Source organism: Myroides phaeus (assembly GCF_009799805.1).
Classification (GTDB): domain Bacteria; phylum Bacteroidota; class Bacteroidia; order Flavobacteriales; family Flavobacteriaceae; genus Flavobacterium; species Flavobacterium phaeum_A.
Window position 1 is genome coordinate 2,561,734 of record NZ_CP047050.1, and the last position, 13,684, is coordinate 2,575,417.

Below are 13,684 nucleotides of genomic sequence, written 5' to 3' on the forward strand. Positions count from 1 at the left end.
CTGGCTAATTGTCTATTCTTTTATTTTTATTTAATCCCTAATTGGTCTTTTGTACTTTTAACCAAGGCATCTTTATGTACTAATACAGAAATAGATTTAAGTTTCATATAAGGAACACTCATATAAATGTAACCATCGTTTCCAATGCGTTCACTATTTCCTCCCCAAGAGTTTTTAACCTTGTAATAAATATTTCCCTTTTGGTCTTTTACCTTTCCAACAATATGCATTAAGTGGTCATCTTGCGTATCAAAGCTATAAAAGTCCTTTAATCTAAGCTCAGCATCCACAGCTTTTTCAGTGATTATCTCCGTTAAACCTTTCTTTTCATCTTCTTTAGAAGTAGCTACAAAAGCCACACCGTGTTTAGATGAGAAAGTGGCTTCAGAAACATCACAATCTAAAGAAAGAGTAAATCCTTTATCAAGTGCATTGTCAATATTTTTGATGTATTCGTCTAAAGGAAGGTTATACATACTCCCGTTAGAAAAGTTATCAGGAATATTTAAAATAAATGGAGTATAATTCTTCTGGTTTGCAAAAGAAGTAACTGTTACGTAGTTGTCTGGATTAATTCCTGTCATTTTTAAAAATGATTCAGGCGTATATTTCTTTCCTTCATAAGTAAACTCTTTTACTTGCTTACCCATATAAGTATCAAGAATGTTTTCAGTGATACTTTTCCAATGCATAGAAATAGGTCCGTTACTTTTAGCATAAGCATCAATAACACTTTGAAGCGTTTTAAACATTTCACTGTGATTATACGTTTCTTCACCCATTAAGCCAGAATATGCTTCAATTGGTACAATACCATAATCACGTACGCTATTAATTACATCGTGAGCAAGACCACCTTCACCAAACTGTGCTTTTCCTTGTCTTAAGATATAATTCTCTATTTTCTTTGGGTACGTATTACGCACCGTGTACATTTCAGATAAGTCAATATGCTTGCCCTTTATTCTAATAATCTCAGATTCTAAAAAAGAAGAAGTACTAAAACTCCAACAAGTTCCTGTGTTTCCTTGACTGATTACAGGATTCGCATCAATGTCTATAATATTTTGAAATTCATATTGTTGAGCGTAAGAATTCATCACTGCAAATAACAGTGACATAGAAATTATAAGTTTTTTCATGAGGTATAATCTTTAAGTATTGCAATATAATGCAAAAAATAGGTTATTTTTACCCTAAATTCAAAAAGATTATGAGTAAGATACAATGGGAAACAGCGATCGAGTTTGAAGACATTACATATAAAAAATGTGGTGGAGTAGCTCGTATTGCTTTCAATAGACCAGAAGTTCGTAACGCTTTTAGACCAAAAACGACAAGCGAACTATATCGTGCTTTTTATGATGCACAAGAAGATACATCAATCGGTGTAGTACTTTTATCAGCAGAAGGACCTTCGCCAAAAGATGGAGTTTATTCATTTTGTAGTGGAGGAGACCAAAAAGCAAGAGGTCACCAAGGATACGTAGGAGAAGATGGAATGCACCGTTTAAATATTTTAGAAGTACAACGTTTGATTCGTTTTATGCCTAAAGTAGTTATTGCTGTTATCCCTGGATGGGCAGTTGGTGGAGGACACAGTTTACACGTAGTTTGTGATATGTCATTAGCGAGTAAAGAACACGCTATTTTCAAACAAACTGATGCTGATGTTACAAGTTTTGATGGTGGATACGGATCTGCGTATTTAGCAAAAATGGTTGGACAGAAGAAAGCACGTGAAATTTTCTTCTTAGGAAGAAATTACTGTGCTCAAGAAGCTTTTGAAATGGGAATGGTTAATGCTGTAATTCCGCATGCTGAATTAGAAGATACTGCGTACGAATGGGCTCAAGAAGTATTAGCAAAATCACCTACATCTATTAAAATGTTGAAGTTTGCAATGAACTTAACAGATGACGGAATGGTGGGGCAACAAGTATTTGCAGGAGAAGCTACTCGTCTTGCTTATATGACGGAAGAGGCAATTGAAGGTAGAAATGCGTTCTTAGAAAAACGTAAACCTAACTTCCCTAAAAAATGGATTCCATAATAAGAATATAAAAGCGATTGCTTTACAATATTTAAAACCGATTTCACTTATGAAGTCGGTTTTTTTTGTTTAAACATTACTTTAATCCAAATGCAGAAACCTTCTTTGAGTCTATAATCCCATATTAAAATACTCCACGAAACTTTTCTTCCTACTTCAGAATGTAATGAAATAACATAGCTGGTGTTGTTTTACAAATTACAACCCCACCTCCTGAGCAAATAAGAATTATAGGGATAGTTACCTACCTTCATACTTTTTACATAATAAAGCTATGAGTAAACTAAAAGCAAATAAGTATAACGAACCTAAAAAGAGGATAAATAGCGTTATTCTAAAGTTTGTTCTTTTAGTTCGTACGGAAAACAGCTTTTCATTTGCAATGTAAACATATAGCTAAAACCCTAAATAAAGAGTTTAAACACGCAAAACCATTTGAAAACACCCAAACGTATAGCTAAACAATAAAGTACCTCTAGAAGTACTTATTTCATTTATCAGTTGTATTTCTACTTTCTCTCTCGAGACAATAAATAAAAACAGTTTATCAAATTCGAACAACAGGTAAATAAATCAAGACCATTATCGAAACACAAGCAAGCTCTTTTTTAGAAAAACTAAAATATTTAATCCAACCTGGAAAAATAGGAGTCTCTATAAAAAAGATTCTATATCTAATAGAGGAGAGTAGGGAATCATAAAAAGGCGCCCTATTTATACTTTTAAAAGTAGGGGGATATCTATTCAAAAAGAGCATCATTTCAGAAAGAACTTAGATGCTTGTCAAGAATATATTGTCAAATAAGAGGTCTAATTTAGTGATAATTCAATGTACTATTAGTCCAAAAAGAGCATTTATAAACTCAGGAAAAGAATGGTTTTAAATCTATTAATATTACATAAAAAGAGTATATTTGCCCACTTGAACATAGGCTTATACCTTGTTATGAGATGAATATAGTCAACTACAAGCTCTTCTCAAATCAATGCATCTTATAGTTTAAGCAATCAATTCATTTGTTTTGAAAATCAACAAGATACACTTACAAAAAACAACACATAACTTTTTGTTATAGGTATAAAACAACCTTAAAAAGACTGATTTACACCTACAAATCAAAGCTACTAAATCACTTAAACCTTCACTTTAAGTAACTCCTTCTAATTTACTACTTCGTAATGCTTTTTTCACAAGTAAAATAAGTTGAATAATTTATTTAGTTAATAGCTTGGGGTATCTTATTATTCAATGTAACTTTACTTCACTTTATAAACCAAAAAAAATGGCCCAATTAATAGTGAAACGTAAAAAAGCAGTTGTAGATAGAAACAGAAACTACAGTGTTTTTTTAGATGGAGATAAGATTGCATTAATACCTAATGGCGAGGAATTGACTTTTAATATCAATCCAGGTAAGCATATTATAAGTGCTAAAGTTGATTGGAATTCTTCTAATGCGATTGTTTTTGAAGTACAAGAAAACGATACTATTCATTTCACTTTATCTACTGCAAATCCTTTTTCAGCTATTTATTATACGTTAGTAAAACCGAATAAGTACTTGAAGTTTAAGTTACATAGCATTACAAAATAACATTTCTCAAAGCCACATCAGTTCTTCTTTATCTTTTGATTTGCATGCTTTTCTAATAATAAGGAGTAACTTTCATATTTTCTCTTTAATTTTGGACTTTGATTACTGCAAGCAGTAATACAAAAGCTTAAAATAATTAAAAGAGTTTATGACTAAAACTAAAGCGTGGATTAGTGCAGCAAGACTGCGTACACTACCACTTTCAGTATCAGGTATTATAGTTGGATCAGCTTGTGCTTATCCTTTTTTTTCGGCAAATACACTATTCACAAGTATCTTCTTGTTTGCTATTTTGACTACATTATTGCTACAAATACTTTCAAATTTTGCCAACGATTATGGAGATGGTGTAAAGGGAACTGATAACGAAAATCGTATTGGTCCACAACGCGCAGTGCAAAGCGGAATCTTATCTGCTAAACAGATGAAAAAAGGGGTTATTGTAACATCAATCCTTTCTCTAATAGCTGCATTAATCTTAATCTATTTATCATTCGGTAAAGACAATTTCTTTACTTCTCTATTCTTCTTTGTCTTAGGAATTGCGTGTGTAGTTGCCGCAATTAAATATACAGTTGGAAAAGGAGCTTATGGTTATAGAGGCTTAGGTGACTTATTTGTATTTATCTTTTTCGGATTAGTAAGTGTATTAGGTAGTTTCTATTTATACGGACAAGTATTCGATTTCTGGGTAATCTTACCTGCCATTGCTATTGGAAACTTGAGTATTGCTGTTTTAAACATCAACAATATGCGAGACTTAGATGCGGATAAAGTAGTAGGTAAAAATACACTTGCAGTTAAATTAGGTAGAGAAGAAGCTAAGAAATACCATTATTTCATCATTCTATTCGCTCTAACAGCATTAGTAGTCTACGGAATACACGCTGGTTTCAGTGCTATTAACTATCTATTTGTAATAGCTTATATTCCTTTAATCAAACATTTAATATTTGTAAAACAAAACACTATTCCTAAAGAATTAGACACACAAATGAAGATTGTTGCTTTATCAACTTTCTTATTGTCTGTTTTATTTTCATTAGCTTTAGTATTCTAAAAAAGATAAATTATGAAAATTACGTATTACGGACATGCTTGTTTAGGCATTCAAATAGAAGATATCAATATTATTGTTGACCCGTTTATCACAGGAAATCCATTACCTGAGGCAAAAGCAATTGACATAGATACAATTACAGCTGATTATATTTTAATTACACATGCACACGGTGATCACATCGCAGATGTAGAGCGAATTGCAAAAAATAATCCTGATGCTCTAATTGTATCAAATGCAGAGATTGCAGGTCATTATGAAGCTAAAGGACTTCAAGCACATCCAATGAATCATGGAGGTAGCTGGTTATTTGATTTCGGTAAACTTAAATATACTCCAGCTATACACTCAAGTTCTTTTCCTGACGGTAGTTATGGAGGACAGCCAGGAGGATTCGTTATTGAAAGTAAAAACAAGAATATCTATATAGCAGGAGATACATCATTAACGATGGATATGCAATTAATTCCAATGTTTACTAAGCTTGATTTAGCTATTTTACCTATTGGAAGTAATTTTACAATGGATGTAGACGAAGCTGTTATTGCTTCAAATTTTGTGCAATGTGATAAAGTTTTAGGCTATCACTTTGATACGTTTGGTTATATTGAAATTGATCATGAAGAAGCTAAGCGTAAGTTTTTCGAAAAAGGAAAAGATCTAATGCTTTTAAACATTGGAGAAAGCTTAACATTATAAAAGAATTATGAAAGCAAGTTATAAAAGACATTTACTTGAATTTAAGAGACCTTCAGGAACATCAAGAGGGGTTCTTACAGAAAAGGAAACGTGGTTTATTAAACTCGAGCATAATGGCAAAATAGGAATAGGAGAGTGCGGTATACTGCGCTCTCTTAGTTTTGATGATAGACCCGATTATGAAGACAAGCTAAAATGGGTTGTTCAAAATATTCATTTAGGAAAAGAGGCTTTGTGGAATGAGTTACTTGAATGGCCTTCAATTCAATTCGGAATAGAGCAAGCTTTTCTATCACTTGAAAGTAATAACCCGTATATTTTATTCCCTTCACAATTCACAAAAGGGGAGGACTCTATTCCTATTAATGGATTGATTTGGATGGGGGAAGAAGCCTTCATGAAAGAGCAAATTGACGAGAAGTTAAAGCAAGGATTTAAATGTGTTAAACTTAAAATTGGAGCAATAGATTTTGAAAAAGAGCTCGGGTTATTGCGTTATATTCGTGAGCATTTCACATCAAAAGACATTGAATTAAGGGTTGATGCAAATGGTGGTTTCTTGGCAAGTGATGCTTTAAGTAAACTAACACAACTTTCTGAATTAGAATTACATAGCATTGAGCAACCTATCAAACAAAAGCAGTATGACAGTATGTCAGTACTATGTAAAAACACTCCATTACCTATTGCACTTGATGAAGAGTTAATAGGTGTAATCAACCTCCATGACAAAGTTGATTTATTAGATAAAATTGCCCCACAATATATTATCTTAAAGCCAAGTTTAGTAGGTGGAATTAAAGGTAGTTTGGAATGGATTAAACTTGCTGAAGAACGCAATATTGGTTGGTGGATTACATCAGCTTTAGAAGGTAATATAGGACTAAATGCAATAGCTCAATGGACCTATACTTTACAATCAAATTTACCTCAAGGGTTAGGAACAGGTGCTCTTTATACTAATAATTTTGATTGTCCATTAGAAGTTAAAAATGGAGAGTTGTGGTATAATACAGAAGAAGACTGGAAAGTTAATCTATAAAATTACTTATAAGACCATAAAAAATGCCTGAAAACTTAGTTTGTTTCCAGGCATTTTTTATGGTAATTATTTACTTCGTCTATATCCGTCTGGTGAAACACCAATGTACTTTTTAAAGAATCTTGAAAAATAAGAATTATCTTTAAAGCTAAGCTTGAAAGCAATCTCGGCAACACTTAAATTCGTGTTTACAAGTAATCTTTTACTTTCTAATAAAATCCTATTTCTGATCAATTCACCAGAAGATTGTCCCTTGAATTTTTTACATTTTGAATTTAAATAATTTGGACTTACGTGTAGTAGTTTTGCATAGTCATTAGGAAATCGGAGCTCATAAAAATGCTTATCTATTAATTTTTCATAATTATTAACCAAAGCAGAGTAGTGGATTCTATCGTCAGATAACTTATTTTTAGACTCATATAACTCTACAGCAGTCAAAAGCAATTCTAAAACATAAACGTGTAATAAACTGAATTCCTTTCTTCTTTTATCATTAAAAGCTATCTTTATACTATTGAACATTCTATCAAATTCATTGAAAAATTTATTAACTTTGAATAGATTTTCAGTGTTGTGTTGACTAAAGAATTTGAAATTATTTAAAAAATCTTTATCAACTAAATAAGAATAGAAGAAATCAATTGTAAAATTTAATACATAACCTTGTGTAGACTCATTAAAATCCCACTTATGAACCTGACCTGGAGCAATAAAGAATAAATCACCTTTATTAATATTAAATGTCTTATTATCAATAAAATGCTTACCAGTTCCGCTTGTAATAAATAGTATTTGGTAGAATAAATGATGATGAGCAATTGAAACTAAACTATTTTGAGATTCAACAACATCCTTTAAATCAAAGATTATACAATCTTTATGATTGTTATATTGATCTAATAAATTACAGCTATTAAAACGAGGAATATTATTCATTTCATTCTTTTATAATTACTAATCATAGTATCAAATAAACATACTATATCTACAAATTTAGTAAATATTCCCAAACAAATCACATTTAATTAACAATTAGTATATATGATAATACATATTATGTAAAATAGATTATTAAAATACTACTCTAACACTATCACATCCTTTAAATCTATATATATTTGTAACCTAAATTTCAAACAATGCTATACCTTATATTGAGTATCATTGGCAGTCTTTCTGTTGGTGTATTACTTAAAATAATCAAGAAACTTCCAATTGATATTTATCAAATAATTATCATTAACTATATTTCAACTGTAGCTTTATCAAGCTTTATTTTTAAACCTAATTACACTATGGTTGATAGTAATTTCCCTTATCTATTAGTTATAGTTTTAGGACTTTTATTGCCATCAATATTTATATTTCAATATTTAAGTATTAAACATACAGGAATTATAAAAACAGATATTGCTCAACGAATGTCTCTTTTTATTCCTATCATGGCTTCAATATTTCTTTTTAAAGAGAATATTACGATGTTGAGATATATTTCGTTATTTCTCGGTTTTATAGCGGTTTACTTCATACTTAGTAAAGCAGAAAAAGACGCAGCTAATATAAATTCTAAAAATATCTTATTTCTAATTTTAGTATTTGTAGGTTTTGGTGTAATTGATATTCTATTTAAACAAATGGCATTATACTCAGTTGTTCCTTATACTACTACTCTATCTTCTGTCTTTATCCTTGCCTTATTATTGTCTTTACTATTTTATGGCATATTTTGCTTTGTCAAAAAAATAAAACTAAATATCACAAAATACACCTTACTATTTGGGGTAATTATAGGTGTTTTAAATTTTGGTAATATATATTTCTATCTAAATGCTCACAAAGCTTTTGCACAAAACCCAACAATTGTATTCGCAGGAATGAATTATGGTGTTATTGTATTTGGAACTTTAATCGGCTATTTTGGGTTTAAAGAAAAACTTAGTAAAAAGAATGTCATAGGTTTAATACTTGCTATTATTGCAATTGCGTTATTAATGTATAGTCTAAAATAAACTCTCGAATATATCATATAAAAAAAATCCCTCAAATAGTATCTTACTATTCGAGGGATTTTTTATATCTATAAACCTGTATTACTACTGATTATGTCCTTCTATAATTGTTTTGATTACTTCTGGATTGATTAATGTAGAAACATCTCCAAATTCCTGTGTTTCTCCATTTGAGATCGCTCTTAATATTCTTCTCATAATCTTTCCTGAACGCGTTTTAGGAAGACTCTCTACGAATAGAATCTTGTCTAATTTAGCAATTGGTCCAATGTGACTTGAAATCTGATTATTAATCTCTTTCATAAGATTCTCACGATCACGGTATTCTCCTTCTACTTTAAGCGTAATAAAGCCATACAGTGCATTTCCTTTAATATCGTGCTTATAACCAACAACCGCACTTTCTGCAACTGCTGGGTGCTCATTTATAGCATCTTCAATTGGAGCTGTACCTAAATTGTGACCTGAAACAATCACAACATCATCTGCACGACCAGTAATTCTATAATATCCTACTTCATCTCTTAATGCACCATCTCCTGTAAAATATTTACCAGGGAATTGACTAAAATACGTTTCTTGATATCTTTCGTGATCTCCCCAAATTGTTCTTGCCATAGATGGCCATGGAAACTTAATACACAGAGCTCCATCAATTTGGTTATCTTCAATTTCATTTCGCTTCTCATCCATCAAAACAGCTTGAATACCTGGTAATGGCAATGTAGCGTAAGTTGGTTTAGTCGGTGTAATAAAAGGCAACGGAGAAATCAAGATACTTCCCGTTTCTGTTTGCCACCAAGTATCCACAATCGGACATCTCTTTTTACCAACATGGTCATTGTACCAGTGCCAAGCTTCTTCGTTAATTGGCTCTCCTACAGACCCAATTACTCTTAAACTTGATAAATCGTGTGAATTTACATATTTGTAATCCTCCGTCATTAATGAACGAATTGCCGTTGGTGCAGTATAAAACTGTGTAACTCTATATTTATCAATGATATCCCAAAATCTACTTGGTGTCGGATAAGAAGGAACTCCCTCAAACATTACAGTAGTAGCGCCATTTAATAAAGGACCATAAACTATGTATGAGTGACCTGTAATCCAACCACAATCTGCTGTACACCAGAAGATATCTTCTTCTTTATAGTCAAAAATATTGCGGAATGAATACGCCGTTTGTACCATATAACCCGCCGTTGTATGAACCATTCCTTTAGGTGAACCTGTAGATCCTGATGTATAAAGAATAAACAGAGGATCTTCAGCATCCATAACTTGAGCTACGTGATTTGTTGATGCTTCTTCATATAATGGCTCTAACCACAAATCTCTACCTTCTACCATTTTTGTTTCAGCCCCAGTTCTATTAACAACTAATACTCTTTCTACTGAAGGACAGTTAACTAACGCCTCATCAATAATTGGTTTTAACGGAATAGTCTTGCTTCCTCTAAAGCTACCATCTGATGTAATAACAAACTTACATTCAGAATCGTTTACTCGTTTTGAAACAGCAGATGAAGAAAATCCTGCGAATATCACACTGTGAATTGCACCAATTCTTGCACAAGCTAACATAGCTACAGATAACTCCGGAATCATTGGTAAGTAAATACAAACCCTATCCCCTTTTTTAACTCCTTGATCTTTCAGTACGTTTGCCATTTTACAAACTCTGATATATAAGTCGTTATAAGTGATTGTTTGTGCTTCTTCTTCCGGATTATTAGGTTCAAATATAATAGCTGCTTTATCTCCGCGTTTTGCAAGATGTCTATCTATACAGTTTTTTACAATATTAAGTTTACCATTTACAAACCATTGAAATTTTGAATTCTCCATATCAAAGTCAAAAACTTTGTCCCATACTTGGTACCATACAAAGTTTTCCTCAGCTATTTTACTCCAAAATTTACGTGGCTCTCGAACAGATTTTTTATAGTGTTTAAAATACTGTTCAAGGTTCTCTATTTTATAATAACTCATGGTTTAGTAGTAATATTTTTATGTTATGTTATTTTAAGTTTCTAAATATATGATATTAGAGGTAAAAAACAAAAAGTCATACATTATTTATAAAAATAATGTATGACTTTTTTATATACTAATTTTCTATGTTAAATATTATAGAGTCCTTTTTTTGCTTCGTTATACTCAGCAACTACCTCATTGATAATATTTTGAACTGTATCTATTTTATTAATAAGACCAACTATTTGTCCAATTTCAAGTTCTCCTTCTACAAGATCACCTTCAAACATTCCTTTTTTTGAACGGCCGCGTCCTAAGTATTCTCTCAGTTCTTCTACAGAAGCTCCATTTTTATACAAATCTTGTAATCCTAAATAGAAATCATTTTTAATAAGTCTAACTGGCGCAAGTTCTTTCAAACTTACCATTGTATCTCCTTCTTGTGTATCTAATAAGAGATTTTTAAAATTATCATGTGCCGAACTCTCCACTGATGCTGCAAAGCGTGTTCCCATCTGAACTCCATCTGCTCCTAAAACCATCGCTGCAAGCATACCCTTTCCTGACGCAATTCCGCCCGCTGCAATCAACGGAATCGAAATTCTCTCTTTAACCATCGGAATTAATGTAAAAGTCGTTGTTTCCTCCCTTCCATTGTGTCCTCCGGCCTCAAATCCTTCTGCTACGATAGCATCTACACCTGCATCTTGTGCTTTTAAAGCAAATTTAGAAGAACTCACAACATGAACAACCGTAATTCCGTGTTCCTTTAAAAAAGGGGTCCACGTTTTTGGATTTCCCGCTGATGTAAAAACAATCTTTACGCCTTCTTCTACAAGGATATTCATAATCTCCTCAACGTTAGGGTAAAGCATTGGAACATTTACGCCAAATGGCTTATTTGTTGCTTTTTTACACTTTTGAATATGTTCTCTAAGCACATCTGGATACATAGAACCGGCTCCAATAAGACCAAGTCCTCCACTATTACTTACAGCACTTGCCAACTTATACCCACTATTCCAGATCATTCCACCTTGAATAATAGGATATTCGATGCCAAAGAGTTCTTTAATTCTATTCATAATTTTTTGATTGGTTGGTTATACTTTTGATATCACCCCCGAACCGATTAGTTCGTCTGCGATATGCCAAGATACAAATTGTCCCTCAGTTATTGCAGATTGTGGCTCATCAAATCGTACATACATACCATTTTTAACTTTATGTAAAGTTGCCTTTTGTAATGGTTGACGGTATCTAATACGTGCATAAATCTCCATTGACTCCCCTTCTTTCAAAGCTAAATCTTCTCTTACCCAGTGAATTTCACTCTCTTTTACAAAAAGTGATTTGTGAAATAATCCTGGATGTTGGTGACCTTGACCTGTATAAATCACGTTATCTTTCACATCGGTAGCAATGATAAACAATGGTTCAACCGTACCTCCTACATTAAGTCCCTTACGCTGACCTGTTGTAAAAAAGTGTGCTCCATAGTGCTCTCCTACTTTCTTACCCATTTCAGGTGTGTACACAAATGCCTTAGCCTCTGCTTGTAATTGTTCTTCTAAAGTAGCATACTCCACTCCCTCCTGACTTTTAAATACAGCGGCATCTTTTGGAATCTCGTAAATAAACCCGTCTTTTGGTTTCAACTGTTGTTGTAAAAACTCAGGTAAACGCACTTTTCCAATGAAACACAATCCTTGTGAATCTTTCTTGTCTGCTGTAATTAAATCCATTTGAGCTGCAATCTCACGCACTTGTGGTTTTAACAACTCTCCAATTGGGAATAAAGATTTTGCTAACTGCTCTTGTGACAATTGACATAAGAAATAAGATTGGTCTTTATTAGGGTCAACACCTGCTAACAGTTTATAAACAGTTTCCTGTGTTCCATCAGCTTTAGTGATTACCTCCTCTCCTTTTCTACAATAGTGACCTGTAGCAACATAATCTGCTCCTAAGCTCAACGCTATTTTCATAAAAACGTCAAACTTAATCTCACGATTACATAAAACATCTGGATTTGGTGTACGTCCATTCTCATATTCGTTAAACATATAATCAACGATACGCTCCTTATATTGTTCGCTTAAGTCAACTGTTTGAAATGGAATACCCAATTTCTCAGCCACCATTAAGGCGTCATTACTATCTTCTAACCACGGACATTCATTAGAAATTGTCACTGAATCATCGTGCCAATTCTTCATAAATAATCCAATTACATCATATCCTTGTTCTTTCAGTAAATAAGCGGCAACACTTGAGTCTACCCCTCCTGAAAGTCCTACTACTACTCTTTTTTTCATAATAAAAAATATTGCAACAAATTTACATTAAATGCCACAATACAGAAAGCTTTTCAATTACCTTATCATTTAATTATGATAAGAAAATATTAATATTATTGTCCTTACTCTTGATTCATTTTATTTCCAAGATATTCAGACTGTTCTTTAGCCTTGTTTATTCCTTCAATCAATGATTTTTCAAGATTACATTGATTAAAAAAAGCAATTGCCTTTTCTGTTGTACCTCCTTTTGATGATACTTTAGCAATCCAATCTTGTGTTGATAAAGAGTTTGACTCATATAACCCCAATGCTCCTGAAATGGTTTGTTTTACCAATAACTCCGCTTGTGAAAGTTCAAATCCAAAATCTAAAGCAGATTGAATCATTGCTTGCATAAAATAAAACACATAAGCTGGTCCACTACCCGATACTGCAGTTGCTGCGTCAATTTTATTTTCTTCTGCAACATAAACAGATTTACCAGTTGTGTTAATTAAGTTTTGAATGATAAATAGCTCTTTTCTATCTAACTCCTCAGAAGCCGTAAATACTGTCATCCCCTTACCTATTTGTGTGGGCAAGTTTGGCATAGAACGCACTACTTTAGTAATACCCAATTTCTCTTTTATCCCTTCTATTGAAATACCTGCCATAACAGAAACTACAATCTGCTCGGGCTTTAAAAAGGGCTTTAAGTTTAAAGCCAATTGATTAAAGTCCTGTGGTTTCACAGCAATAATTACGATATCACGATTACTTAATTCGCTATCCAATACATAGCGATAAGAAAGTTGATGAATGTTTCTACTATCATTTGCTACTCATTGTGAGCGCGTATAGATCAAAACATCTTCCGGAAGAATGAAACGTGAATTGATAAAACCGTTAGCAAACGTACTCCCCATATTCCCCATTCCAATGATTGCTATTTTCATAAAAA

13 protein-coding genes are annotated in these 13,684 nt (G+C 32.4%); 6 read left to right on the plus strand and 7 right to left on the minus strand.

Going from position 1 to position 13,684, the window contains the following annotated elements:
• Positions 1-26: 26 nt before the first annotated feature.
• Positions 27-1,142 carry a C1 family peptidase gene (locus GQS07_RS11500; protein ID WP_158210936.1) on the minus strand — a complete coding sequence of 372 codons (1,116 nt, stop codon included), beginning with the start codon at positions 1,140-1,142 and terminating at the stop codon, positions 27-29.
• Positions 1,143-1,213: 71 nt separating this feature from the next.
• Here GQS07_RS11500 and GQS07_RS11505 point away from each other — a divergent pair, with 71 nt between their 5' ends.
• From GQS07_RS11505 to GQS07_RS11525, 5 genes are all read left to right on the plus strand, one after another.
• Positions 1,214-2,053 carry a 1,4-dihydroxy-2-naphthoyl-CoA synthase gene (locus GQS07_RS11505; RefSeq protein ID WP_158210937.1) on the plus strand — a complete coding sequence of 280 codons (840 nt, stop codon included), beginning with the start codon at positions 1,214-1,216 and terminating at the stop codon, positions 2,051-2,053.
• Between the two features lie 1,283 nt (positions 2,054-3,336).
• The gene (locus tag GQS07_RS11510; RefSeq protein WP_158210938.1) at positions 3,337-3,648 is read left to right on the plus strand and encodes a hypothetical protein; all 312 of its coding nucleotides are present in this window, start codon (positions 3,337-3,339) and stop codon (positions 3,646-3,648) included.
• Between the two features lie 148 nt (positions 3,649-3,796).
• A complete protein-coding gene (locus GQS07_RS11515) occupies positions 3,797-4,708 on the plus strand; it encodes a 1,4-dihydroxy-2-naphthoate polyprenyltransferase (RefSeq protein WP_158210939.1) in 912 nt (303 codons plus the stop codon).
• A gap of 12 nt (positions 4,709-4,720) precedes the next feature.
• The gene (locus tag GQS07_RS11520) at positions 4,721-5,407 is read left to right on the plus strand and encodes a metal-dependent hydrolase (RefSeq protein WP_158210940.1); all 687 of its coding nucleotides are present in this window, start codon (positions 4,721-4,723) and stop codon (positions 5,405-5,407) included.
• A 7-nt stretch (positions 5,408-5,414) separates the two neighbouring features.
• Positions 5,415-6,449, plus strand: coding sequence for an o-succinylbenzoate synthase (locus GQS07_RS11525; protein ID WP_158210941.1), 1,035 nt, complete (start codon positions 5,415-5,417; stop codon positions 6,447-6,449).
• Between the two features lie 66 nt (positions 6,450-6,515).
• Here GQS07_RS11525 and GQS07_RS11530 read toward each other — a convergent pair whose 3' ends face one another.
• Positions 6,516-7,388, minus strand: a complete 873-nt coding sequence (locus tag GQS07_RS11530; protein ID WP_158210942.1) for a helix-turn-helix domain-containing protein — start codon at positions 7,386-7,388, stop codon at positions 6,516-6,518.
• A gap of 203 nt (positions 7,389-7,591) precedes the next feature.
• On the opposite strand from GQS07_RS11530, the gene GQS07_RS11535 reads away from it, so the two are divergent.
• A complete protein-coding gene (locus tag GQS07_RS11535; protein ID WP_158210943.1) occupies positions 7,592-8,461 on the plus strand; it encodes an EamA/RhaT family transporter in 870 nt (289 codons plus the stop codon).
• 84 nt (positions 8,462-8,545) lie between these two features.
• Here the strand turns inward: GQS07_RS11535 and acs are convergent, their stop codons facing one another.
• The 5 genes from acs to GQS07_RS13785 form a co-directional block, all read right to left on the minus strand.
• On the minus strand, positions 8,546-10,456 hold the full coding sequence (gene acs / locus GQS07_RS11540) for an acetate--CoA ligase (RefSeq protein ID WP_158210944.1): 1,911 nt from the start codon (positions 10,454-10,456) through the stop codon (positions 8,546-8,548).
• A 131-nt stretch (positions 10,457-10,587) separates the two neighbouring features.
• Positions 10,588-11,526 carry an NAD(P)H-dependent flavin oxidoreductase gene (locus GQS07_RS11545; RefSeq protein WP_158210945.1) on the minus strand — a complete coding sequence of 313 codons (939 nt, stop codon included), beginning with the start codon at positions 11,524-11,526 and terminating at the stop codon, positions 10,588-10,590.
• A gap of 18 nt (positions 11,527-11,544) precedes the next feature.
• Positions 11,545-12,759 (minus strand): tRNA 2-thiouridine(34) synthase MnmA, encoded by a 1,215-nt coding sequence (gene mnmA / locus GQS07_RS11550; RefSeq protein WP_158210946.1) that lies wholly within the window; start codon positions 12,757-12,759, stop codon positions 11,545-11,547.
• A gap of 104 nt (positions 12,760-12,863) precedes the next feature.
• Positions 12,864-13,517 (minus strand): pyrroline-5-carboxylate reductase family protein, encoded by a 654-nt coding sequence (locus GQS07_RS11555; protein WP_233269272.1) that lies wholly within the window; start codon positions 13,515-13,517, stop codon positions 12,864-12,866.
• A gap of 48 nt (positions 13,518-13,565) precedes the next feature.
• The gene (locus tag GQS07_RS13785; RefSeq protein ID WP_262885441.1) at positions 13,566-13,679 is read right to left on the minus strand and encodes an NAD(P)-binding domain-containing protein; all 114 of its coding nucleotides are present in this window, start codon (positions 13,677-13,679) and stop codon (positions 13,566-13,568) included.
• Between the last annotated feature and the right edge of the window lie 5 nt (positions 13,680-13,684).

Coding starts and splice junctions, on each gene's coding strand:
- acs (WP_158210944.1), bottom strand. CDS start 10,456: ATGAGTTATTATAAAATAGAGAACCTTGAACAGTATTTTAAACACTAT.
- GQS07_RS11510 (WP_158210938.1), top strand. CDS start 3,337: ATGGCCCAATTAATAGTGAAACGTAAAAAAGCAGTTGTAGATAGAAAC.
- GQS07_RS11500 (WP_158210936.1), bottom strand. CDS start 1,142: ATGAAAAAACTTATAATTTCTATGTCACTGTTATTTGCAGTGATGAAT.
- GQS07_RS11515 (WP_158210939.1), top strand. CDS start 3,797: ATGACTAAAACTAAAGCGTGGATTAGTGCAGCAAGACTGCGTACACTA.
- GQS07_RS11545 (WP_158210945.1), bottom strand. CDS start 11,526: ATGAATAGAATTAAAGAACTCTTTGGCATCGAATATCCTATTATTCAA.
- GQS07_RS13785 (WP_262885441.1), bottom strand. CDS start 13,679: ATGAAAATAGCAATCATTGGAATGGGGAATATGGGGAGTACGTTTGCT.
- GQS07_RS11535 (WP_158210943.1), top strand. CDS start 7,592: ATGCTATACCTTATATTGAGTATCATTGGCAGTCTTTCTGTTGGTGTA.
- GQS07_RS11520 (WP_158210940.1), top strand. CDS start 4,721: ATGAAAATTACGTATTACGGACATGCTTGTTTAGGCATTCAAATAGAA.
- GQS07_RS11525 (WP_158210941.1), top strand. CDS start 5,415: ATGAAAGCAAGTTATAAAAGACATTTACTTGAATTTAAGAGACCTTCA.
- GQS07_RS11530 (WP_158210942.1), bottom strand. CDS start 7,388: ATGAATAATATTCCTCGTTTTAATAGCTGTAATTTATTAGATCAATAT.
- mnmA (WP_158210946.1), bottom strand. CDS start 12,759: ATGAAAAAAAGAGTAGTAGTAGGACTTTCAGGAGGGGTAGACTCAAGT.
- GQS07_RS11505 (WP_158210937.1), top strand. CDS start 1,214: ATGAGTAAGATACAATGGGAAACAGCGATCGAGTTTGAAGACATTACA.